This is a genomic window from Dactylosporangium sp. CA-233914, assembly GCF_050942935.1.
In the GTDB taxonomy this organism is placed as follows: Bacteria; Actinomycetota; Actinomycetes; order Mycobacteriales; family Micromonosporaceae; genus Dactylosporangium.
Map to the genome: position 1 here is coordinate 5,956,795 of NZ_CP192030.1, position 22,864 is coordinate 5,979,658.

General features: G+C 73.5%; 19 protein-coding genes. 14 read left to right on the forward strand and 5 right to left on the reverse strand.

Features of this window, described 5'->3' with window-relative positions:
- Positions 1–91 precede the first annotated feature (91 nt).
- Entirely contained in the window at positions 92–2,122 is a 2,031-nt protein-coding gene (locus ACQPY0_RS26425) for a cytochrome c oxidase assembly protein (protein ID WP_432993787.1), read from the forward strand.
- Positions 2,123–2,204: 82 nt separating this feature from the next.
- A complete protein-coding gene (locus tag ACQPY0_RS26430; protein WP_432993789.1) occupies positions 2,205–3,683 on the forward strand; it encodes a PepSY-associated TM helix domain-containing protein in 1,479 nt (492 codons plus the stop codon).
- Here the strand turns inward: ACQPY0_RS26430 and ACQPY0_RS26435 are convergent.
- On the reverse strand, positions 3,660–4,265 hold the full coding sequence (locus ACQPY0_RS26435) for a copper resistance CopC family protein (RefSeq protein ID WP_432993791.1): 606 nt from the start codon (positions 4,263–4,265) through the stop codon (positions 3,660–3,662). The two genes, ACQPY0_RS26430 and ACQPY0_RS26435, sit on opposite strands and share 24 nt — an antisense overlap.
- A 116-nt stretch (positions 4,266–4,381) precedes the next feature.
- Here ACQPY0_RS26435 and ACQPY0_RS26440 point away from each other — a divergent pair, with 116 nt between their 5' ends.
- Both ACQPY0_RS26440 and ACQPY0_RS26445 read left to right on the forward strand, forming a co-directional pair.
- Positions 4,382–4,921 carry a copper chaperone PCu(A)C gene (locus ACQPY0_RS26440; RefSeq protein ID WP_432993793.1) on the forward strand — a complete coding sequence of 180 codons (540 nt, stop codon included), beginning with the start codon at positions 4,382–4,384 and terminating at the stop codon, positions 4,919–4,921.
- A 1-nt stretch (position 4,922) separates the two neighbouring features.
- Positions 4,923–6,110 (forward strand): Dyp-type peroxidase, encoded by a 1,188-nt coding sequence (locus ACQPY0_RS26445; protein WP_432993795.1) that lies wholly within the window; start codon positions 4,923–4,925, stop codon positions 6,108–6,110.
- A 68-nt stretch (positions 6,111–6,178) separates the two neighbouring features.
- Here the strand turns inward: ACQPY0_RS26445 and ACQPY0_RS26450 are convergent, their stop codons facing one another.
- Positions 6,179–7,768: a methyl-accepting chemotaxis protein gene (locus ACQPY0_RS26450; RefSeq protein ID WP_432993797.1), complete on the reverse strand. Its 1,590-nt coding sequence runs from the start codon at positions 7,766–7,768 to the stop codon at positions 6,179–6,181.
- Positions 7,769–8,048: 280 nt separating this feature from the next.
- On the opposite strand from ACQPY0_RS26450, the gene ACQPY0_RS26455 reads away from it, so the two are divergent.
- A complete protein-coding gene (locus ACQPY0_RS26455; protein WP_432993799.1) occupies positions 8,049–10,892 on the forward strand; it encodes an FAD-binding and (Fe-S)-binding domain-containing protein in 2,844 nt (947 codons plus the stop codon).
- A gap of 22 nt (positions 10,893–10,914) precedes the next feature.
- Here ACQPY0_RS26455 and ACQPY0_RS26460 read toward each other — a convergent pair whose 3' ends face one another.
- On the reverse strand, positions 10,915–12,879 hold the full coding sequence (locus tag ACQPY0_RS26460) for an amylo-alpha-1,6-glucosidase (protein ID WP_432993801.1): 1,965 nt from the start codon (positions 12,877–12,879) through the stop codon (positions 10,915–10,917).
- 127 nt (positions 12,880–13,006) lie between these two features.
- On the opposite strand from ACQPY0_RS26460, the gene ACQPY0_RS26465 reads away from it, so the two are divergent.
- The 4 genes from ACQPY0_RS26465 to ACQPY0_RS26480 are packed head-to-tail and all read left to right on the forward strand — an operon-like array spanning position 13,007 to position 17,058.
- On the forward strand, positions 13,007–13,990 hold the full coding sequence (locus ACQPY0_RS26465; protein ID WP_432993803.1) for a LacI family DNA-binding transcriptional regulator: 984 nt from the start codon (positions 13,007–13,009) through the stop codon (positions 13,988–13,990).
- 19 nt (positions 13,991–14,009) lie between these two features.
- Positions 14,010–15,230 (forward strand): sugar ABC transporter substrate-binding protein, encoded by a 1,221-nt coding sequence (locus ACQPY0_RS26470; protein ID WP_432993805.1) that lies wholly within the window; start codon positions 14,010–14,012, stop codon positions 15,228–15,230.
- Complete coding sequence (locus tag ACQPY0_RS26475) at positions 15,230–16,246, forward strand: carbohydrate ABC transporter permease (RefSeq protein ID WP_432993807.1); 1,017 nt, start codon at positions 15,230–15,232, stop codon at positions 16,244–16,246. The genes ACQPY0_RS26470 and ACQPY0_RS26475 overlap by 1 nt, the downstream gene beginning before the upstream one ends.
- Positions 16,243–17,058 carry a carbohydrate ABC transporter permease gene (locus tag ACQPY0_RS26480; protein WP_432993809.1) on the forward strand — a complete coding sequence of 272 codons (816 nt, stop codon included), beginning with the start codon at positions 16,243–16,245 and terminating at the stop codon, positions 17,056–17,058. The genes ACQPY0_RS26475 and ACQPY0_RS26480 overlap by 4 nt, the downstream gene beginning before the upstream one ends.
- Here the strand turns inward: ACQPY0_RS26480 and ACQPY0_RS26485 are convergent.
- On the reverse strand, positions 16,944–18,227 hold the full coding sequence (locus ACQPY0_RS26485) for an AAA family ATPase (protein WP_432993811.1): 1,284 nt from the start codon (positions 18,225–18,227) through the stop codon (positions 16,944–16,946). The two genes, ACQPY0_RS26480 and ACQPY0_RS26485, sit on opposite strands and share 115 nt — an antisense overlap.
- A gap of 123 nt (positions 18,228–18,350) precedes the next feature.
- Between ACQPY0_RS26485 and def the strand changes: the two genes are divergently transcribed.
- The 5 genes from def (at position 18,351) to ACQPY0_RS26510 (ending at position 22,168) form a co-directional block, all read left to right on the forward strand.
- Positions 18,351–18,890 (forward strand): peptide deformylase, encoded by a 540-nt coding sequence (gene def / locus ACQPY0_RS26490; protein WP_432993813.1) that lies wholly within the window; start codon positions 18,351–18,353, stop codon positions 18,888–18,890.
- A 27-nt stretch (positions 18,891–18,917) separates the two neighbouring features.
- Positions 18,918–19,307 carry an MmcQ/YjbR family DNA-binding protein gene (locus tag ACQPY0_RS26495; protein WP_432993815.1) on the forward strand — a complete coding sequence of 130 codons (390 nt, stop codon included), beginning with the start codon at positions 18,918–18,920 and terminating at the stop codon, positions 19,305–19,307.
- An 82-nt stretch (positions 19,308–19,389) separates the two neighbouring features.
- On the forward strand, positions 19,390–19,926 hold the full coding sequence (locus ACQPY0_RS26500; protein WP_432993817.1) for a PadR family transcriptional regulator: 537 nt from the start codon (positions 19,390–19,392) through the stop codon (positions 19,924–19,926).
- Positions 19,923–20,627, forward strand: a complete 705-nt coding sequence (locus tag ACQPY0_RS26505; RefSeq protein WP_432993819.1) for an ABC transporter ATP-binding protein — start codon at positions 19,923–19,925, stop codon at positions 20,625–20,627. Before ACQPY0_RS26500 ends, ACQPY0_RS26505 begins: the two co-directional genes overlap by 4 nt.
- Complete coding sequence (locus tag ACQPY0_RS26510; protein WP_432993821.1) at positions 20,624–22,168, forward strand: ABC transporter permease; 1,545 nt, start codon at positions 20,624–20,626, stop codon at positions 22,166–22,168. Before ACQPY0_RS26505 ends, ACQPY0_RS26510 begins: the two co-directional genes overlap by 4 nt.
- A gap of 63 nt (positions 22,169–22,231) precedes the next feature.
- Here the strand turns inward: ACQPY0_RS26510 and ACQPY0_RS26515 are convergent, their stop codons facing one another.
- On the reverse strand, positions 22,232–22,852 hold the full coding sequence (locus ACQPY0_RS26515) for a TetR/AcrR family transcriptional regulator (RefSeq protein ID WP_432993823.1): 621 nt from the start codon (positions 22,850–22,852) through the stop codon (positions 22,232–22,234).
- Positions 22,853–22,864 lie beyond the last annotated feature (12 nt).

The following is a 22,864-nucleotide window of genomic DNA, read 5'->3' on the forward strand; positions in this document are numbered from 1 at the left end:
CGGTTCGGGTCCTCTCGGAGCATGTCGCGGGAACTTTGGCGGCGGTCGCGCCGACCAACTTAGTGATGCTGAAGCGTAATACTTACGAATCATGATTTTTCCGGCATGGGGGGTTCGGCGGCTTCTGCTGGTCGCCGGCGGGCCGTTGCTGCTGGTCGTGACCCTGGTGGTCGCGCTGCGCTGGGGCGGCGGTGTCCTCGGCCGGGCGATCGTCGGCCTGCCGGATCCCGGGCCGGTCACGGCGTGGGGCTTGCCGCTGGTCCGGGCGGCGGCCGACGTCTGCGGCGTCGTGACCGTCGGCCTCGCCGTGACCGCCGCGTTCCTGCTGCCGGGCACCGGCGAGACCGGCCGGAACGGGGCCGGGCAGCTGCTCGGGCCGGCCGGCTACCGGATGCTGCGCCGGGCCGGCTGGTGGGCCGCCGGCTGGGCGCTCAGCGCGCTGGCCCTGCTGCCGCTGACCCTGTCCGACCTGCTCGGCCGGCCCCTGTCACAGGTCACCTTCGCCGGCGTGCGCAGCCTGGCGTGGTCGGTGGCGCAGGGCCAGTCCGCGCTCGCCCAGGCCGTGCTCGGCCTGGTCGTGGCGGTCGCGTCCCGGCTCGTGCTCACCCGGACCGGGGCCGCGGTTGCCGCGCTGCTGGCCTGCGCCGCCCTGGTGCCGCCGGCGCTGACCGGCCACTCGGCCGGGGCGGGCGACCATCAGCTCGCGGTGACGAGCCTGGCGGTGCACATCGTCGCCGCGGCGCTGTGGGTCGGCGGCCTGGCCGCGCTGCTGACGCTGCGCGGCGACCGGGCGCTCGCCGTCGCCGCGCGCGGCTACAGCCGCCTCGCGGCGGGCTGCTGGGCCGCGGTGGCGCTGAGCGGGGTGGCGAACGCCGCGGTCCGGCTCGGGGCGGTGGGGGAGCTGTGGCAGTCGCGGTACGGCCTGCTGGTCCTCGGCAAGGCCGCCGCGCTCCTCGCCGCGGGCGCGATCGGGCTCCGGCACCGGCGGCGGACCCTGCCGGCGCTCGACAAGGGCCGGCCCGGGGCGTTCCGCCGCCTCGCCGCCGGTGAGCTGGTGCTGTTCGCCGCCACGCTCGGGCTCGCCGTGGCGCTGTCGAGGACGCCGACGCCCGTACCGTCCAATCCGGTCGAGACCGACCCGGTCACCGATCTGCTCGGGTTCACCGCCCCGGCGCCGCTGAGCGCCGCGCGGGTGCTCTGGCCGCCGCTGCTCGACGGGTTCTTCCTCGCCGTCGTCGCGCTCGGCATGGCGGGCTACCTGATCGGGGTGTGGCGGCTGCACCGCGCCGGGCATCGCTGGCCGCCGGCCCGCACGGCGAGCTGGCTCGGCGGGCTGATGCTGCTGGCCGCGTTCACCGTCGCGGGGTTCGCCCGATACGCCTACGTGCTGTTCTCGGCGCACATGGCCCAGCACCTGGTCCTGGCCATGCTCGTGCCGATCCTGCTCGTCGGCGGGGCTCCGGTCACCCTCGCGCTGCGCACCCTGCGGCCGCCGGGCGATCCGCGAGTCCGGGGCGCCCGGGACTGGCTGCTGCTGATCGTGCACAGCCGGGCGCTGCGCGTGCTGTCGCATCCGGTGGTGGCCCTCGCGATCTACGTGGTCAGCCTCTACGGGCTGTACTTCAGCGACCTGCTCGGCGTGCTCATGCGGTACCACCTCGGCCACCTGGCCATGCTCGTGCATTTCGTGTTGTCGGGTTATCTGTTCTTCTGGGTGCTCATCGGCGTCGACCCCGGCCGCCGGGCCGTCGCGCCGCCGATCCTGGTGCTCGTGCACTTCGCGAGCATGGCGTTCCACGCGTTCCTCGGCATCGCGCTCATGCAGTCGCGGAGCCTGATCGCGCCGGACTGGTACACCTCCGTCCATCCGGACTGGGCCGGCGGACTGCTCGCCGACCAGCACGTCGGCGCCGGGCTGGCATGGGGCTTCGGCGAGATCCCGGCCGTGGCGATCCTGCTGCTGCTCGTCGTGCGCTGGATCCGCGCCGACGAGCGCGAGCAGCGCCGCCTCGACCGGGCCGCCGACCGCGCCGAGGCGACCGGGGAGGAGGACGAGCTCGCACGGTACAACGCGTTCCTGCGCCGCGCCGCCGAGGCCAGCGGGCGGGGCGGAAAAGTCTGACGGAACTTCCCGGCCCCCGGGGCCGACTACTCCCTGACACCCTCAGCCATCGGTGTCCGCGAATGAAACCTCGGAGGTTCCCATGTCCGTCGCCACCGACGTGTCGCCCCCTGCCGAGGAGCTGCCCGAGCGCCCCGCCCGCCCGGACCGCTCCTGGTCGATCGTGCCGCTGCTGACACGGCTGCACTTCTACGCCGGCATCCTCGTCGCGCCGCTGCTCGCCGTCGCCGCCGTCACCGGGCTGCTGTTCGCCTTCAGCCCGCAGCTGGACAGCCTGGTGTACGACCGGGAGCTCCACGCCGCCCAGGCCGGTCCGGGCCTGCCCAAGCCGCTGTCGGAGCAGGTCGCCGCCGCGATCGCCGCCCACCCCGACGGCACCCTGGCCACCGTGATCCCCGCGGCGGCGCCGGACGCCACGACCCGGGTCGTGTTCAGCGTGCCGGAGCTGGGGGAGAAGCAGCACACCGTCTTCGTCGACCCGTACACGGGTGAGGTCCGCGGCCGGCTGACGACGTGGGCCGGTGAGACCCCGCTCATGACCTGGCTGGACGATCTGCACCGCAACCTGCACCTGGACGCCGTCGGCCGCGCGTATTCCGAGACCGCCGCCAGCTGGCTGTGGGTCCTCGTCCTCGGCGGGCTGATCCTGTGGTGCAACCGGCAGTGGCGCCGCCGCGCCGAGACCCGCCGGGTCCGCGGCCGCACCGAGGCCACGCTGCTGTACGACCTCAACGCCGCCAAGGGCGTGCGCCGCACCCGCAGCCTCCACGCCGCGACCGGCGTCTGGCTCGTCGTGGGCCTGCTGTTCCTCTCCGCCACCGGCCTGACCTGGTCCCGGTGGGCCGGCGGCAACTTCAGCGCGGCGCTGGAGCAGATGGACGCCCGCCGGCCAGCGCTTGCGACCTCCCTGACGGGCGGAGCCGCTCCCGCCGGGACCGCACACCACAGCGAGGCCCCCACCGCGGCCGCCGGGGACCCGGCCCAGATCGACGCGGTCCTGCGCATCGCCCTGGCCAACGGCATCAGCGCGCCGATGGAGATCTCGCCGCCGGCCGAGGCGGGCCTGGCCTGGTCGGTCGTCGAGAACGACAACGTCTGGCCGGTTCATTTCGACAAGATCGCCGTCGACCCCGGCACCGGCACGGTGGCGCACCGGACCGACTACGCCGACTGGCCGCTGCTGGCCAAGCTGAGCGCGCTCGGCGTCCAGGCCCACATGGGTTACCTCTTCGGCCTGGCCAACCAGCTCCTGCTCGCCGCGCTCGCGATCGGGCTGCTGTGCGTCATCACCTGGGGATACCGCATGTGGTGGCAGCGGCGCCCGACCCGCGCCGGCCGCCGCGCCCTCGCCGGACCGCCGCCGGCCCGGGGCGCCTGGCGCCGGCTGCGCCTGCCGCTGCTCATCGCCGGCGTCCTCGTGACCGCCGCGATCGGCTGGGCGCTGCCCGCCTTCGGCGTCACCCTGCTGGCGTTCCTGCTCCTCGACGTCGTGGTCGCGGCGGTGCGCCGGGTGCGACGCAAGCCGCCGGTGCCGACCTCACCGGCTCCCGCCGGGGCCTGACCGGCGTCGCCACACGACCGCGCTGCCCGCCAGCAGCACGAGCACGACCCCGCCGGCGACGGCCCAGAGCAGCCCGCTCGAACCACCGTCGCCGGCGGCCGGGTCGGCCGCGGCCGTCGTCGCGGTGCCCGGCGGCGCCGCGGCCGGCGGGCTGGTGCCCGCCGCGGCGGCCGGTGCGGCGGACGAGGCGGCGGTGGACGGCGCCGCGGCCGCGTTGGTGAACGCGAACTGGCCCTCGATCGGATGCCCGTCGGTGGAAACGGTCCGCCAGGAAACCTTCACCGGGCCGGGCGGCAGCGGCTTCACCGCCTGGGTCAGCGTCTTGTCGACGGCGTGCGGCGCGCCGTCGCTGTACGACACGCCGTCCGCGCCCGTCACCACGATCGTGCTGAACTGCTGCTTGACGTTCTCGTTGAAGGTGAACGTGACCGCGGCGAGCGTGGTTGTCACGGTGGCGCCGTCGGCCGGGTCGGTCTTGATCAGCTTGGAGTGCGCCCATGCGGGCGCGGCGGGCAGGAGCGCGATCAGCGCCACGGCGGCGGCCGCGGCCAGCACCGTTCGGACGGTCACAGACAGTCGCATGCGTCCCATCCTGAACCCTGCGGCCGGCGACGCGAAATCGGGGTCGGGCCGGGAACTTGCCGCCTGCGGCCGACGACTATCCCGATGACTGTCCACACTCGACCGAAGGATGTCCGATGTCGCTGCGCACCCGCGGCCTTACGATGTCTGCTGCGCTGGTTCTCGCCCTGGCCGGTTGCGGCTCCGGCTCCGATGCCACGCCGTCCGCAGCGCCTTCCTCCGCCGCGCCCCAGCCGGTGCTGGTGATGAAGGACCCGTGGGTGAAGACCGCCGAGTCGGGGATGTCGGCCGCGTACGGCACGCTGATGAACACCACCGACAAGGACGTCGTGGTGGTGTCGGCGACCTCCACCGCCTCGCCGAAGATGGAGCTGCACGAGACCACGATGGTCGACGGGCAGATGGCCATGAAGCCCAAGGAGGGCGGGTTCACCGTTCCCGGCAAGGGCAGCCACGAGTTCAAGCCCGGTGGCGACCACTTCATGCTCATGGACGTCACCACCCCGGTGAAGCCCGGCGACGAGGTCACCGTCACCCTCACGCTCAAGGACGGCGGCACGGTCCGGTTCACCGCGCTGGGCAAGGACTTCGCCGGCGGCAACGAGTCGTACCAGCCGGGCGCCGGCGGCTCCACCGGCCCGATGACGATGGGCTGAGATGACGGACCGCACATTCGCACCCCTGAGCCGGCGAGCCCTGCTGAGCGGTGGCGCCCTCGCCGTCGGTGGTGCGGCCGCCGGCGCCGCCGTCACCGCGGCGGCGGGGCCGGAGCCCGCGAAGCTGTCCACAGTGGACTACGGCACCCAGGCGGTGCCGTTCCACGGCGAGCACCAGGCCGGCATCGACACGCCGGCCCAGGCCCACGCCGCGTTCGTCGCCCTCGACCTGAAGGCCGGCACCGACCGGGCCGCGCTGCGGCGGCTCATGCGGCTGCTCACCGACGACGCGGCCCGGCTGACGCAGGGCACCGCACCGCTCGCCGATGGTCAGCCGGAGCTGGTCGCGGTCCCGGCCCGGCTCACCGTGACCTTCGGGTTCGGGCCGGGCCTGTTCGACGCGGCCGGGCGCACCGACCGGCGCCCGGAGCCACTGCCGGGCTTCGGAATCGACAAGCTGGAGCCGCGCTGGAGCGGGGGAGACCTGCTGCTGCAGCTGTGCGCCGACGACCCGGTGACGATCGCGCACGCGCAGCGGATGCTCGTCAAGGATGCCCGCGCGTTCGGCACCGTCCGCTGGGTACAGCGCGGCTTCCGGCGGGGCCGCGGCATGCAGGACGACGGCGTGACCCAGCGCAACCTCCTCGGCCAGGTCGACGGCACGGCGAACCCGCAGCCCGGCAGCGACGTGTTCGCGGACGCGGTCTGGACCGACGACGGCGGCACGACGCTGGTGCTGCGCCGCATCCGAGCGGAGCTCGAGACCTGGGATGCCCTCGACTCGACCGGCAAGGAGTTCGCGGTCGGCCGCCGCCTGTCCGACGGCGCCCCGCTCACCGGCCGCCGGGAGCACGATCCGCTCGACCTGGCCGCCAGGACCCCGAACGGGTTCCCGGTCATCTCCGAGTTCTCCCACGCGGCCCGCGCGCACGTGCCCGACGACCGCCTGCGCATCTTCCGCCGCCCGTACAACTACGACGAACCGCCGGCCGCGGACGGCACCGCCGACGCCGGGCTGATCTTCGCGTCGTTCCAGCGCGACATCGCCCGGCAGTTCCTGCCCATCCAGCGCAAGCTCGACGAGGCCGACCTGCTCAACGACTGGATCACCCCGATCGGCTCCGCCGTGTTCGCCGTCCCGCCCGGCTGCCCACCCGGCGGCTGGATCGGCCAGAGCCTGCTCGGCTGAGACGCGGCCGGCGGCCGGCTGAGTTCCGGGGCGCCGCGCGCGGGCCCGCGGGCCTGGGCCGCCGGGCGTCAGTATCGGAACCGGGACGCCAGCGCCTGCATCCGGGCCGACATGCCGGCCAGGTCATCGGCGGCCTGGCGGGTGTCGCCGACGGTGTCGGTGGTCCGCCGGGTCGCATCCGAGACGCTGGCGATGGTGGCGGCGATGCCGCTCGCGCCGTCGGCGGCGCGGGAGAGCGTGCGGCTCATCTCGTCGGTGGTGGCCGACTGCTCCTCGACCGCGGACGCGATGGTGACCTGGATGCCGTTGATGCGCTCGATGATCGCGGAGATCTCGCCGATGGCCGTCACCGCACCGGTGGTGTCCGACTGGATGGCCCCGACCCGGGCGACGATGTCCTCGGTGGCCTTGGCGGTCTCCTGGGCGAGGTCCTTGACCTCGCTGGCCACGACGGCGAAGCCCTTGCCCGCCGCGCCGGCCCGGGCGGCCTCGATGGTCGCGTTGAGCGCGAGCAGGTTGGTCTGCTCGGCGATCGCGGTGATGACCTTGACCACGGTGGCGATCTCCGTCGAGGATTCGCCGAGGCGGGCGACGGTCGTGCGGGTCGTGTCGGCGACCTGGACGGCCTCGGCGATGACGGTGGTGGCTTCCGAGGTGGAGCGGCTGATCTCCCGGATCGAGGCGCCCATCTGTGCCGAGCCGGCCGAGACGATCTGCAAATCGCCGGAGACCTCACCGGCCGCGGCGGCGACGTTGGAGGCCTCCGCGGACGCCTGCCCGGCGGTGGTGTCGACGGCCTGCGACACGGACGTGAGCCGCTGCGCCGCCTGCTGGAGGGTGGCGGCGTTGCCGGCCAGTTCCACCATGTCCTCGCGCAGCCGCGAGATGCCCCGGTCCAGCGAGGCGGCCATCCGGCCGACCTCGTCCCGCGCGAGCACCCCGGAGGTGCGGGTGAGGTCGCCCTCGGCCAACCCGTCGGCGATGTGCAGCACCCCGTTGAGTGCGCGGCGGGCCCGGCGTACGACCGTCAGCCCGATCACCAGGCTGAGCACGACACCGACGGCCAGCACGACCGCGATGACGCGGGTGTCGGTCGCGCCGCGGTCGGCGGCGGCCTTGATGCTCGCCTCCGCCTGGGTCCGCGCGGCGTCCTGCAGCGCGGTCTGGTCCGCGCCGAGCGCGCCGTAGAGGGTGTCGTACTGCTGGACCGCGGTCGCCAACTCCGCCGGGGTGGCCTTGGTCCGGTCGACGGCGATGAAGTCCGTGAAGGCCTTCCAGTCCTGGCGCGACTTGGTCACGGTCGCCGGTCCGCCGGGTGCCCCGGCCAGGCTGGACGCCATGCTGTCGAGGGAGTCCTCGACCGCGCGCTGGTTGGCGGCCAGGTTCTCGGTGATCCGATCGGTGAGCGCCGGGTACAGGCGCAGCGCCGAGATGTTGCCGCCGAACGACTCGATGTTCTTGGCGAACGCCCCGGCCGCGCCGAGCGAGGCGATGCTCGTGCGCTGCGCCGCTGACGCCTCCCGGTGGTTCGACCGGACGTCGGCGATGGCCAGCCCGCCGACGATCACCCCGCTTACCGCCGCGATCAGGATCGCGGCGGTGACCTTCGTGCCGAGAGAGCGATTGTCGAACGCACTGCCCATGGAACTCGGCGCCATCGCCGTACCCCCGGTCCTCAAGCGCACCAGTAGCCGTCAAGCCTGCCATCGGCAACACGCCGAAGCACTGAAGGGTTTCCGATCCGGGGCGATATGTCGGACAAATCCGTGGCCCGGGTCTCGCTGGCGTGTGTGGAGGGCGATGCCGGGCGGGCGGCGTAGCCGGGGGGCGTCCGGATCTTCGGGTGGGGTGGCGTCTACCATGGCGGGGATGTCCAGCGAGCGTTCCGGGGCGGCGACGAGGCCCGATGCCGGCCCGCTCGGGAGCGCATGAGTTGGCATGAGGGACATGACCGGCGAAACCCCAGACGATCTACTGGCCCGGCTCGCGCGGGCGGGCGTGGGCGACGTGCTCGTCGATGACGCGCACCGGGCGGCGTACGCCAGCGACGCCTCGCTCTATCGTGTCGTCCCCCGCGCTGTCGTGCGGCCCCGCTCCGACGAGGAGGTCGCGGCGACCCTGGAGGTGTGCCGGGCCCTCGGTGTGCCGGTCACGGCGCGGGGCGCGGGCACCTCGGTCGCCGGGAACGCCATCGGGCCCGGGGTCGTGCTCGACTTCAGCCGGCACATGGACCGCGTCCTCGACGTCGACCCCGGCACGAAGACCGCGCGGGTGCAGGCCGGCACGGTGCACGCCAGGCTGCAGGCGGCCGCCAAGCCGCATGCGCTGCGGTTCGGGCCCGACCCGTCGACGCACACGCGGTGCACGATCGGCGGGATGATCGGCAACAACTCGTGCGGGTCGCGGACGCTGGGGTACGGGCGGACCTCGGACAACGTCGTCGGGCTCGACGCGCTCACGATCGACGGGGAGCGGCTGTCCACCGGGCGCGACGACAAGGACCGGCCGACGATCGAGGGGGCCAAGGCGGTCGCCGAGAACCTCCAGGCGATCGTGCGCGCCAACCTCGCCGTCGCCCGCACCGAGTTCGCGACCTTCCCGCGGCAGGTGTCCGGATACGCGGTGGAGCACCTGCTGCCGGAGCGCGGCTTCGACCTGACCGGCCTGCTGGTCGGCTCCGAGGGCACCCTGGCCGTGGTCACCGAGGCGACGGTTCGGCTCGTCGTCGATCCGAAGTACCGCATCCTCGTGGTCCTGGGCTACCCCGACTTCGGCACGGCCGGCGACGCCGTGCCCACGATTCTCGGCTTCGACCCGACCGCCTGTGAGGGTATCGACTCGCGCATCGTCGAGGTGGTCCGCAGCCGCCGCGGCCCGGACGCGGTCCCGCCGCTGCCCGGGGGCACGTCGTGGCTGTTCGTCGAGGTCGCCGGCGACGACCTGGGCGAGGCCCGCGACCGCGCGCAGCGCCTCGCCGCGGCGGCCGGGGCCGTGGACTCCCTCGTTGTCGAGGACACTGCGAAGGCCGCGCCGCTGTGGCGCATCCGCGAGGACGGCGCGGGCCTGGCCGGGCGGGCCCCGTCCGGGCTGCCCGCGCACGCCGGCTGGGAGGACGCCGCCGTCCCGCCGGCGCGCATCGGCGACTACCTGCGCGACTTCGACGCGCTCACCGAGCAGCACGGGCTGTCCGCCATGCCGTACGGCCACCTCGGCGACGGCTGCGTGCACGTCCGCCTCGACTTCCCGCTGGACAAGCCGGGCGGCCCCGGGAAGTTCCGCGCGTTCCTGGAGGACGCCGCCGACCTGGTGGTGCGCTACGGCGGGTCGCTGTCCGGCGAGCACGGCGACGGCCGCGCCCGCAGCGAGCTGCTGACCAGGATGTACTCCCCGGCCGCGATCGAGCTGTTCCGCTCGATCAAGCACGCCTTCGACCCGGGCGACCTGCTCAACCCGGGCGTGCTGGTCAACCCCGATCCGGTCGACGCGGCCATCCGCGTCGCTCAGGCCCGCCCGGTCCCCCGGCAGCTGGCGTTCGGCTACCACGCCGACCACGGCGACTTCAACCAGGCCGTGCACCGCTGCACCGGCGTGGGCAAGTGCCGCGCCGACACCACGGTCCTCGGCGGGGTCATGTGCCCGTCGTTCCTGGCCACGAGGACCGAGAAGGACTCGACCCGCGGCCGCGCCCGGGTGCTGCAGGAGATGCTCGACGGCGACCTCGCCCCCGACTGGCGCGCTCCGGCCGTCCACGACGCGCTCGACCTGTGCCTGTCGTGCAAGGGCTGCGCGTCGGACTGCCCGACCGGCATCGACATGGCCGCGTACAAGGCCGAAGTGCTGCACCAGAGCTACCAGGGCCGCGTCCGGCCCCGCTCGCACTACTCGCTGGGCCGGCTGCCGATGTGGTCGCGCCTGGCGTCGCGGATGCCCCGCCTGGCCAATGCCATGACCGCCGCGCCGGGGCTGCGTAACCTCGCGCTGTTCACGGCCGGTGTCGACGCCCGCCGCTCGATCCCGAGGTTCGCGAGCCGGACGTTCCGGCGCTGGTTCCGCGGCACCCCGAAGGCCGCCGGGAAGCCCGTCCTGCTGTTCGTCGACAGCTTCACCGACCACTTCGCCCCGGACATCGCCAAGGCGGCGGTCGAGGTGCTCACCGCGGCCGGCTACGCGCCCGAGGTGACCCCGAAGTCCGCGTGCTGCGGCCTCACCTGGATCAGCACCGGCCAGCTCGACGCGGCCAAGCGCATTCTCGGCAGTACCGTCGAAGCCCTGACGGACGCCGTGAACCGCGGCATGCCGATCGTCGGCCTCGAACCGTCCTGCACCGGCGTGCTGCGCGGCGACCTGCCGGAGCTGATCGACACCGACGCGGCCCGCAAGGTCAGCGCGGCCACGGTCACGGTCGCCGAGCTGCTGGCCCGCACCCCGGACTGGACCCCGCCGTCGCTTGCGGGCACCCGGGTCGTGGCCCAGCCGCACTGCCACCACCACGCGGTGATGGGCTGGGACGCCGACGCCAAGCTGCTCAAGGCCGCCGGGGCCACCGTGCGGCGCCTCGGCGGGTGCTGCGGCCTGGCGGGCAACTTCGGCGTCGAGCGCGGCCACTACGAGGTCTCGGTCGCCGTCGCCGAGCAGCAGCTGCTGCCCGCGCTCAAGGACGCGTCGCCCGAGGACGTGTTCCTCGCCGACGGCTTCTCCTGCCGTACCCAGGCGGAGGACCTGGCCGCCAAGAAGGGCAAGCACCTGGTCGAGCTGCTCGCGGAGGCGCTCCGCCGCCGTTGACGAACGCACCGGTCCACTTCGGTTACTGGTGTGTCCGGCACGACGTGCGCGGGGGCTCGATCGCCACCGTCAGGTTGGCCGGGGCGTCGTGGACCGTGGGCGTGCCGTCGGGGGAGACGGACACGTCCAGCTCGCCGGGGCCGATGCGTAGGCCTCGCACGCGGTAGGCGCCGACCGGGGACGGGGACAGGGGGGCCAGGGTGACGCGGCCGGCGGGGACGTCGGGGTTCAGGCCGAGCAGGGCCGTGAGCAGGGCCGGGCCGGCCGCGGCGGACCAGGCCTGCGGGCGGCACGACGCCGGGTACGGGGTCGCGGCATCGTCGCCGGCGAAGAGTTCCGGCAGGCGGAAGCCGAAGCGCTCGCCGGCGCTCAGCAGCGCCGTGGCGACCGCGGACGCCTCAATCCGGTGGCCGTCGCGGACCAGGCCCAGCAGGGCGATGGCCGTGTCGTGGGGCCAGACCGAGCCCAGGTGGTACGACAGCGTGTTGTAACCGGCCGAGGACGGTGCGACCGTGCGGATGCCGAACGGGGAGCGCAGGCCCGCCAGGTGCTCGGCGACCGCGCGGCTCTCGTCGGCGTTGAGCAGGCCGGTGCCGAGCAGGTGGCCCATGTTGGAGGCGATGCTGTCGACCTGCGCGCCGGTGCCGTCCAGCGCGATCGCCGGGTAGCCGCCGGGGCACCAGAACGCCGTGCGGAACCGCTCGGCCAGGTCGGCGGCCCAGGCGCGCCAGCGGTCGCCGCGGCGGCCGAAGGCGTCGAGCAGGGCGGCGCCGTCGACCGCGGCCTGGAACGCGTACGCCTGGACCTCGCTGAGCGCCAGCGGCCCCTCGGCGATGCGGCCGTCGGCGTGCTGGACGCCGTCGCCGGAGTCCTTCCAGCCGTGGTTGGTCAGGCCCTTGCCGTTGGCGCGGTACGCGATGAAGCCCTCGTGCCCCGCCAGCCACGAGAGTGCCCGCTCGACGTTGGGCAGCAGCGGCTCCACCTCGCTCGCCGATAGCCCCCAGCGCCACGCGTCGGCGAGGGTGCTCACCCACAGCGCGGTCGCGTCGACGGTGCCGTAGTAGACGGGCGGCAGATGGTACGACGCGTCGGCCGGGCGGACCTCGTGCAGGATCTTGCCCGGCTCCTCGTCGGTGTCGGGGTCGTGGCGCTCGCCCTGGCGGCGGGCGAGGGCGCGCAGGGTGCCGGCGGCGACCTCCGGGCCGAGCGGCAGGCCGAGGCGGGCGGCCCACAGCGAGTCGCGGCCGAAGAGGGTGAGATACCACGGGCTGCCGGCGGTGTAGTACACGTCCGGCCCGTCCGCGCGGCGCAGCGCCTCGAGGTCCTCCACCCCGGCCCGCACGAGCGCGTCGAGCCGCCGGTCGTCGGCCTCGACACGCAATCCGCTGCGCGCGAAGGCCGCCGCCGACGGCGTTACATCGAGCCGGGTGAACGTCAGCCGCGCCGTCCAGGTCTCCCTCGGCGCGAGCGTCACCTCCCAGCGCAGCCCCGGCCCGTCCGGCGCGGGCTCGGCGGTGACGGCGACCCGCATGCCGTCGGGGGAATCGGCCCGCCCGACTAGGTCCACAGTGGACAGCTCGGCGGTGCGGCCGTCCTTCACCGCGCCCATTCGCGCGAAGTCGGTCGCGGCGCGCACCTCGACGGCCACCCGCAGCGCGGTGTGGGAGGCGTTGGTGATTACCAGGGTCTCGTGTCCGCCGCCGGGTTCGGCGCCGCGCCGGCGGCTCAGCGTCACGGTGGGGTCCGGCCCGTCGTCGCCGAGATGGCGCAGGACGCCGGTGAACTCGGCGGTGCCCGCGCCGGTGCGCCGCGCGCCGATCGGGACCGCCGGGCGGCCGGCCACGGTGACGGCGAGCCTGGACAGGACCCGGCGGTCCTCGACGTAGATCCCGTCCGGGTCGGCGGCGAGGTCGCCGGAGGGGCTGGAGAGCCAGGTCGCGGGGGCCGCGACACAGGTGACGTGCTCGTGCAGGTAGGGCTGGGCCATCACGTTCCTCTTGACAAGCCGACGAGCGGATGAGAGCGTCCGGACATCCGGTGTTGAACGTTCAAACGCCGCGATATGCGAGATTTGAACGTTCAACACGAGGACCATACGACATCGAGGAGCAGTTGTGCAGCCCACCGTCGAGGACGTGGCGCGGGAGGCGGGAGTGTCCCGGCAGACCGTCTCCAACGTGCTCAACGCGCCCGAGCGGGTCCGTCCCGAGACGCGTGAGCGGGTCGAGGCGGCCATCGCCAAGCTCGGCTACCGGCCCAACCGGCTCGCCCAGGGGCTGCGGGCCTCGACGTCGCGCATGATCGGGTACCGCATCGAGCCCGTCCACCCCCACGCCCTCGGCAGCATCCACGACCGGTTCCTGCACGCCCTCGCCGACGCCGGCCGCGCCGAGGACCACCACCTGCTGCTCTACACCGCCGACGACGCGCAGGGCGAGGTCGACGGAGCCCTGGCGCTGCACCGCGCCGGCGCGATCGACGCGCTGGTGCTCTACGGGCTGCACGCCGGCGATCCGCGCCCGCCCGCGCTGCTCGCCAACGCCGTGCCGTTCGCCGCGTTCGGCCGCACCGGCGACGACGACCACCCGTGGGTCGACGTCGACAACGCCGCCGGCACCGCCGCTGCCACCCGGCACCTCACCGAGGCCGGACACCGCCGCATCGCCTTCGCCGGCTACCCGCCCGGCTCGGCGGTCGGCGACCGGCGGGCCGAGGGCTGGCGGGACACCCTCGCCGCCCTCGGCCTGCCCCCCGGCCCCGACGTGCGCGGTGAGGACTCCCTCGCCGTGGGGGCCGAGATCGGCGCGCGGCTGCTCGAGCGCCCCGACCCGCCCACCGCCGTCGTCGCCGCGACCGACACGCTCGCCGCCGGGCTGCTGCGCACCGTGCGCGCCCGGGGTGCCCGCCTCGCCGTCGTCGGCTTCGACGACACCCCGACGGCCGCCGCCCTCGACCTGTCCAGTGTCCGGCAGCCGATCGAGGCCGCCGGGCACGCGATCATCGCCGCCCTGCTCAACCCCCCGCCACCGGACGGCCCCCCGGCCGCCCGTCTGCTGCCCCCCGAACTGATCGTCCGGGGATCCAGCACCACGCCCTGACCCCCAAGGAGCGCTCGCCATGCTGAACCTCAGACCCGCCCTCGCCCTCATACTCCTCGGCTCGCTCTCCCTCACCGCCGCCTGCGGCGACGACGGCAGCGGCACGCAGGGCGACGCGACCGGCGCCAAGCTGACCATGTTCGCCTTCTCCTCGTCGCCGGCCGAGGATTCGGTACTGCGCAAGGCCGTCGAGGACTACAACAAGCAGGGCCACAACACCGTCGAGCTGAAGGTGCTGCCCGAGTACGACACCGCGCTGACCACGGCGCTGGCCGGCGGGCAGCCGCCGGACGTGTTCTACGTCAACGACAACAAGCTGCCGGACCTGGGCAAGAACGGCGCCCTGGAGCCGATCGGCGACAAGGTCGACAACCCCGGCGACTTCTACGACACCCTCAAGCAGTCGTTCACGTACCAGGGCACGTACTACTGCGCGCCCAAGGACTTCTCGACGCTGCAGCTGGTGTACAACACCGCCGACTTCGAAGCGGCCGGCCTCAAGCCGCCGACGACGTGGGACGAGCTGACCGCCACCGCGAAGGCGCTCACCAAGCCCGGCCACCCCGGGCTGGTCCTGGCGCCGGAGTTCTACCGGTGGGGCGCGTTCATGGCCGCGGCCGGCGCGTGGCCGACCGACGACGCCGTCACGAAGATGACGATGGACACGTCGCAGATGCGCACGGCCCTGCAGTACGTCACCGACAACCACAAGGCCGGCACCTTCGGCACCCCGGCGGCGGTCGGCGCCGGCTGGGGCGGCGAGGCGTTCGGCAAGGGCCTGACCTCGATGACCGTCGAGGGCAACTGGATCGTCGGGGCGATGAAGAACGACTTCCCCAACGTCAAGTACGCCGTCGCCGAGCTGCCCGCGGGCCCGTCCGGCAAGGGCACCATGTCGTTCTCGGTCTGCTACGGCGTGGCGAAGGCCTCCAAGAACAAGGCCGCGGCCCTGGACTTCGTGAAGTTCCTGACCTCGCCCGACGAGCAGTTCGCGGTGACCAAGGAGTTCCCGGTCATGCCGTCGCGCAAGTCCCTGGCGGACAAGTGGCTGGCCGGCAAGCCGGAGCTCAAGGCGTTCGTGGCCGGCGGTGACTACGCGAAGAAGTCGGTGTTCGTGCCCGGCTTCAGCACCGTCATCGACACGTTCAACGACGGCATCCAGGGCCTGGCGAAGGGCAACAAGCAGGTCGACGAGGTGGTGTCCGGCACGCAGAAGGCCGGCACGTCGGTGCTTGGCTGATGAAGCCCAGCCCGATCCGCGGGCGGCAGGGACTGGCCGGTTGGCTGTTCGTGTCGCCCGCGCTCGTCCTGCTCGGCCTGTTCATGGTCGCGCCGATCCTGCTCGCGCTGTGGGTGAGCTTCCGGGAGTGGAGCGGCCTGACCCCGCTGGCCGGCTCGACGTCCGCCGGCGCGGACAACTACCAGGACCTGCTCACCCACACCGGCGTGGTCCGCGCTGACTTCGCCAAGAGCCTGCGCAACAACGCGTACTACGTGCTGGGCGTCGTGCCCGCCCAGACGTTCCTGGCCCTGGTGCTGGCGATCATCGTCAACGCCAAGCTGCTGCGCGGCCGCACCTTCTTCCGGGCCGCGTTCTACTTCCCGTCGGTCACCAGCTCCATCGCGGTCGCGTTCATCTTCGTGTTCCTGTTCAGCCCCAGCGGCGTGGTGAACACCGTGCTCTCGGCGCTCGTGCCCGGCAAGGTCGGCCTGGTCTGGCTCGACGACTCCGACGGCCTCATCCACCTGCTGCTGCGCGCCGTCGGCGTCGACGGGCCGCCGGGCCCGCTGCGGCACGAGTTCATGGACCTGTCGTGGTGGGACTGGCTGTCGGGGCCGAGCGTGGCGCTGAGCTCGGTGATGATCCTGGCCACCTGGACCACGACCGGCACGTTCATGCTGATGTTCCTGGCCGGCCTGCAGAACATCCCGGTCGAGGTCGAGGAAGCGGCCGCGGTCGACGGCGCGAGCCGGTTCCAGCTGTTCTGGCGCGTGACGCTGCCGATGCTCAAGCCGACCCTGTTCCTCGTCGTCACCCTGGGGCTGATCGGCACGTGGCAGGTCTTCGATCAGGTGTACGCCATGACGTCGGGCGGGCCCCAGAAGACGACGCTGACCCCGGCGTACCTCGTCTACCGCGAGGGCTTCCAGAACTCCGCGATGGGCCGGGCGGCGGCGATCGCCTTCATCGTGTTCGTCATCATCCTTGTTTTCACCGGCCTGCAACGCCTGGTGCTGCGAAAGGAGCGCTCATGATCCGCCGGGCGCTGCTGACGATCTTCGCCGTCATCTTCATCTACCCGTTCATCCTGTCCCTGGCCACGTCGTTCAAGTCCCGCCCGGAGGTCGCCGCGCACCCGGTCACCCCGTGGCCGCGCAGCGTCGACCTGCGCGCCTGGACCGACGTCCTGCTGCACAGCGACTTTCCACTGTGGACGCTGAACTCGATCCTCGTGACCGTGGTGGCGACCCTGGCCCGGGTATTCCTGGACTCGCTGGCCGGCTACGCGCTGGCCCGCCTGCAGTGGCGCGGCCGCGGCCTGGTCTTCGCCGGCGTGGTGTCCGTCCTGGCGGTGCCCCCGATCGTGCTCACCGTGCCGCGGTTCCTGGTGCTCAAGGAGCTGACGCTGCTCAACTCGTACACCGGCCTGATCCTGCCCCTGGCCGTGGACGCGATGGGAATCTTCCTGATGCGCCAGTTCTTCGTGGAGCTGCCCCGCGAGCTGGAGGAGGCGGCCCGCATCGACGGCGCCTCGATCTTCGGCGCCTACTGGCACATCGTGCTGCCGCTGGCCCGCCCGGCCCTGCTGACCCTGACGATCCTGTCCTTCCAGGGCGTATGGAACGAGTTCCTGCTCCCGCTCATCGTGGTCCGCGCCAACCCGTCGCTGTGGACGCTCCCGTTCGGCCTGTCGACCCTGGGCCGCGGCGGCGCGGGCGGCCAGAGCTACGACTACCCGGTCATGATGGCCGGCTCGATCCTCACCATCATCCCGGTGGCGATCGTGTTCATCGTCTTCCAGCGCTTCTTCGTCCGCGGCGTAGCCGCCTCGGGCGTGAAGGGTTGACGAAATGGGGTCGCGGGGAGTTCGGTCCTGATCTCGCGGAGCCGCTGTTTCTCGGGCTCGGTGATGGTGTCGTCGGTGACGATGCGGTTGAACAGCTCGCCGTCGAGAATTCGGGCTGGGCCCTGCTCGCCCGGGGCCGGGAGGCGTACGAGTCCCCGGTCGTCGGCCGCCTGGCAGATGAACGGGCTGTGCGTGCTGACGAAGAACTGAAGGTTGGGAAAGTGTTCCTTGAACCAGAAGCCGATCCGCTGCTGCCAGGAGACGTGCAGGTGCACGTCGATCTCGTCGATGAGCACGACACCCTCGTGCGCGAACGCGACGCGGTCCGACCCGGGCATCGGGTTCAGGTTGCCGTAGGCGCTGAAGAGCTGCCGCACGAGGTCGAGCACGAGCGCCGCGACCGTCCGGTATCCGTCGCTCAGCGACCGTAGCGGGAGTTCCGAGCCCGCGGGCGTTCTCACCCACAGCCCGTCCGAGGTGACCCCGGTGACGCGCATGCCCTCGGGCAGCAGCCCGTCGTCGAGCAGCCTCAGGACGGACCGCTCCATCGCGGCCGCGCCGGGGGCGTTCTCCAGCCGCCGCAGATAGAGCTGCTGCAGCCAGAGGATCGACTCCGACAGTGCGGCCTCGTCGCGGAACAGGCTGGCCAGGCTCGCCGGTCGCCCCGGCGTCATCATGAGCCGCTGCGCCTCGGTCGGGGCGAGCGAGAGCCGCCGGAACGGCCCGTAGCCGACCAGGAACCAGCCTCGTGGGTTCTCCGACCAGGGCCCGCGGGCCGGCTCCCATTCGGTGCCGATCCGGGCGGGTTCCATGGCCGGTTCCGGACCCTCCGGCTGCCGCCTCCAGCGCAGGCCGGCCCACGGATCGGAGGGCCGCTCGGGCGCGGAGCCGTCGCCGCCGGAGAACCGAAGCCGCGCGGCGGCCACACCCGCATCGGCGCCGTCCCGGACCCAGTCGGCGAAGGTCTCGCGAAGTGTCCGGGCGGCTGACGGTCCGGCCACGGCCAGCGCGAGCGCCTGCAGAAACGTCGACTTACCGGCGCCGTTGCGCCCGGCGATGACGACCCACCGGGGCAGCGAGCCGTCCGGCCGCTCGAAGTTGAGCGAAACCCCGAGCTCGCCTCCCTGGAACGCCTTGATGTTCTCGATGCGTACTTCGCTGACCAGCATGATGGCTCCCTGACCTCGTCGCAGGCCGCGTTGTGTCGTGTGTGCGAGGTCAACTCGCCGATCTTACGCAAACGGGGCCGTCGGCCGGAGGAGCGGCGGTGCGGTTGCCTAAGATTGGCGCCCATGGCGAAGGGCAGGGCTCGGGGCATCGTGCGGTACGGCGATCCGGTGCTGCACGCGCCCTGTGCCGAGGTCAGCGAGTTCGGCGCGGAGCTGGGGCGGCTTGTCGAGGACATGTTCGCCTCGATGCGGGCCGCCAACGGGGTTGGGCTGGCCGCCAATCAGATCGGGGTCGGGCTGCGGGTGTTCGTGTACGACTGCCCCGACGCCGACGGCAAGCGTCAGCGCGGGCACGTCGTGAATCCGGTGCTGCAGCCGAGCGGCGCGCGGGCGCAGAGCAGCAAGGACACCGAGGGGTGCCTGTCGGTGCCCGGGCCGCACGCCGAGCTCGCCCGGCCCGCCGCCGCCACCGTCACCGGGTTCGACGTGCACGGGCGGCCGGTCGCGGTCACCGGCACCGGATACCTCGCCCGGTGCCTGCAACACGAGTGCGACCACCTCGACGGGCTCGTGTACGTCGACCGGCTCGGCAAACGCCGCCGCCGCGCGGTGCTGGCCGAGGCGGGCCTGCCGCCCGACCCGCCGCCGGTTCCAGCGCGCTGACGGGGCGGCGAACGGTACCGTTCGGGCATGGTGAGGCTGGAGGACGTGTCGCGGCTGGCGGGGCGGCTGCCCGAGGTGGTCGAGGGCGACCGGAACGGTTCGCGCAGCTGGGCCGTGGGCGGGAAGGTCTTCGCGTGGGAGCGGCCGTTCAGCAAGGCCGACATCAAGCGGTACGGCGACGAGCAGCCGCCGCCGGGGACGATCCTCGCGATCCGGGTCGCCGACCTCGGGGAGAAGGAAGCCGTGCTCGCCGAGGGCCGGGCGGGCTTCTTCACCATCCCGCACTTCGACGGATACTGCGCGGTGCTGGTCGCGCTGCAGCGGGTACGGCTGCCGGATCTTGAGGAGTCCCTCGTGGACGGCTGGCTCTCCCGTGCCCCGAAGCGCCTCGCCGACGCCTTCCTCGCCGGCCGTTAGGGGCGTGACGCACGCGGCCCTGCCCCGCCGCCGTCCCGCGCGGGGGCTTGACGCGACTATTCCTTCGATGAATAGTTAGGCGGTGTCCGCTCCACACGTGCTGCTCGGCCTGCTCGGCAGTGGGCCGAGGCACGGGTACGACCTCAAGCAGGCCTACGACCGGGCGCTGCCCCGGGCCAAGCCGCTCGGGTTCGGTCAGGTGTACGCCACCCTCGGCCGCCTGGAGCGCGACGGGCTCGTCACCCAGGCCGGCCAGGACCGTGCCGGCGGCCCCGACCGCACCGCGTTCGCCATCACCGCCGCCGGGCGCGACGAGCTGGAGCGGTGGGTCGCCACCGTCGAGCCGCCCGCCCCACATGTCACCGGCGCGCTGCTGACCAAGGTGATGGTCGCGCTCATGTGGCCCGACAGCGGCCGGGCCCTGGACTACCTGGCCGCCCAGCGCCGGGCCCACACCGAGCGGCTGCGCGAGCTCACCGCCGTCAAGACCGACCCGGCCGCCGGCTTCGCCGACGTCATCGCGGCCGACTATGCCATCGCCCATCTCGACGCCGACCTCGGCTGGCTGCGCACCACGCTGGCCCGGGTCGCCGCGCTGCCACCGGGGGTACCGACATGACCGACATCCTGCAGGCGCGGGCGGTGGTCCGCTCCTACGGCGCGACGCCGGCCCTGCGCGGCGTCACGCTCGCCGTCGCCGAGGGCGAGATCCTCGCGATCACCGGGCCGAGCGGCTGCGGCAAGTCCACGCTGCTGCACTGCCTCGCCGGGATCATGCGCCCGGACTCCGGCGAGGTCGCGTACCGGGGCAGCCGCATCGACACCCTGAGCGAGGCGGCCCGGTCCCGCCTGCGCCGCACCGAGTTCGGCGTGCTGTTCCAGTTCGGCCAGCTCGTCGCCGACCTGACCGCCGCCCAGAACGTGGCCCTGCCGCTGCTGCTGGCCGGGGCCGGCCGAAGGGAGGCGCGCACCGCGGCACTGACCTGGCTCGAGCGGGTGGGCGTCGCCGAGGTCGCCGACAGCCGGCCCGGGGAGATGTCCGGCGGGCAGCAGCAGCGCTGCGCGATGGCCCGGGCGCTGGTCGCCGAGCCGCGGATCGTCTTCGCCGACGAGCCGACCGGGGCGCTGGACACCCTCACCGGCGAGCAGGTCCTCGCCCAGCTCGTGCGGGTCGCCCACGAGCAGCACACCACCGTCGTGCTCGTCACGCACGAGGCGCGCGTGGCCGGATACGCCGACCGCGAGATCGTCCTGTGCGACGGCCTGCTCGACGAGACCGGCCTGGGCATCGCCCTGCCGACCGGACGGCACGGCCGGTGAGGCCCGGCACCCTGCTGCGCCTCGGCCTCGCCGGTTCGCGCACCGACACCGTCCGCATCGCCCTCACGGCCCTGAGCACCGCTCTGGCGACCCTCGCGGTGCTCGCCGCCGCCAACGTCGTGGCCATCGGGCCGCTGATGTTGCACGGCGTCAGCTCCGAGGAGTGGTCGCAGCAGTACAGCAATGCCCTGCTGCGCGAGCCCGGTCTGCGCCCCGGCACGACGCTCACCCTGCTGCTGCTGACCATTCCGGTGTTCGCGCTGGCCGGACAGTGCACGCGCCTGGGCGCTCCGGCCCGCGACCGGCGCCTCGCGGCGATCCGCATGGCCGGCGCCACCCCCGCCCAGACCGTTGCGATCGCCGCCGCCGAGACCGGCGTCGCGGCCCTGGCGGGGTCGCTGGGCGGCCTCGGGGTGTACCTCGCGGGGCACCGCCTGCTGCACCGGCCCGACGCCGACGGGCGGCTGCCGCTGCCGACCGACGTCTCCCTGCCGGTGTGGTCCCTCGCCGTCACCGTGCTCGCCATCCCGGTGCTCGCCGCGCTGGTGGCGGCGCTGGTCATGCGGCGGGTCACGGTCAGCCCGTTCGGGATCGTCCGCCGGGTCCGGCGCACCCGCGGCCCCGGCCCGTGGGCGGGCCTGTTCATCCTCGCCGGCGTCCTGGCCCTGGCCGCGGTCGCGAGCGAGTCGAGGCTGCGGCGGCACCTGCACTACCCGCTCCCGCCCGAGTGGCTGGTGCCGGTGGTGGCGATCGCCGGCGTCGCCTGCGCGGGGCTCGGGGTGGTCCTCGGCACCGGCTGGCTGACCTGGTCGGCCGGGCGCCTGACCGCCCGCTGGGCCCGGCGCCCCGCGACGGTTCTCGCCGCCGCCCGGCTCACGGCCGATCCGTGGAGCGGCAGCCGTACCCTCGCGGTGCTGCTCATCTGCGTGATCTTCGGTGCCGGGGCGGCGGGCATCCGCGCCCAGTTCGTCGCCCTCCAGGAGGCCCAGCGCCTCGCCGACGCCCAGATGGGCACGCCGAGCGAGCCCGACGCGTTCTACGTGCGGACCATGGACCTCGTCAACGCGGCGATCCTCACCGGCGTCGGGCTGACCGCGATCGCGATGCTGATCGTCGTCGTGGAGGGGATCGTGAGCCGGCGCCGGGAGTACGCCTCGCTCGTCGCCGCCGGCGTGCCGCGCGCCACCCTGGGCCGGGCGATCCTGTGGCAGGCGCTGCTGCCGGCGGCCCCGGCGGTGCTGCTCGCCCTGGTCGTGGGCGTGAGCCTGGTGCGGCCGTTCGGCGCAGAGGTCCGCGCGGGCGGCGCCGTGGTGACGTCGTGCACGGCCGCGGCGGACATCTGCCGGTCCGGCTCGCCCGGCACGGATCCGCAGCACTGGAGCGTCACCCAGTTTCCGGAGGTCGCCCGCCCGATCGAGTTCCCGTGGGCGGAGCTGGCCCTCGACGGCGGCGCGGCGCTGCTGGCGGTGTTGCTCACGACGGGGGTGGGTCTGATCTTCCTGCGCCGCAGCACCGACCTCTCCGAGATCCGGACCCATTGACAGCGGTGAGACCGCCGCCCGACCAGATCTCAGCGTCCCGCGTCGCTTGCCGTAGCCGGACCGTCACGGTAGTTCGGCGGCCAGGTGGGCGACGATGCGGCGCAGCTGCTCACGGTATCGCTCCACGAACTCCGGCGAGGCCGCGGGCAGCCCCGTGAAGTCCTCCGCGAACCCGGACAGCAGCGTCGGCGCGATCGCGGCGCCGAACAGGGCCAGCTGCAGGAACGCCGGGTCCAGGTCGGCTGCGAGCTCACCGGCGGACTGGCGGTGGCGCAGGTCCTCGACCATCGCCCGCCGGTACTCGGCCGAACCCTCCTCCTCGCCGTCGCCCTCCAGCGCCTGCCACAGCAGCAGCCGCACCCAGTGCCGCTGGGCCGCCCCGACGTGCGTGAACGCGGCCACCACCTCGGACAGGGGCGCCTCGGCGCGGTTCAGGCCGCCGCTCATCTCGCGCCAGCGGGCCGTCAGCGCGCGGTAGAGGCCCTCCTTGCCGCCGAAGTAGTACGAGATCAGCTGCTGGTTCACCCCGGCGCGGCGGGCGATCGCCGAGATGCGCGCGCCCGCGTAGCCGTGCTCGCCGAACTCGACGAGCGCGGCGTCGAGCAGGCTCTCGCGGCTGCGGTCGGCGTCGCGCCGGCGTTCGTCGCCGGCCGGGGCCCGGCGTGATCTTCCCTGGTCAGACACGTCAGTGACTGT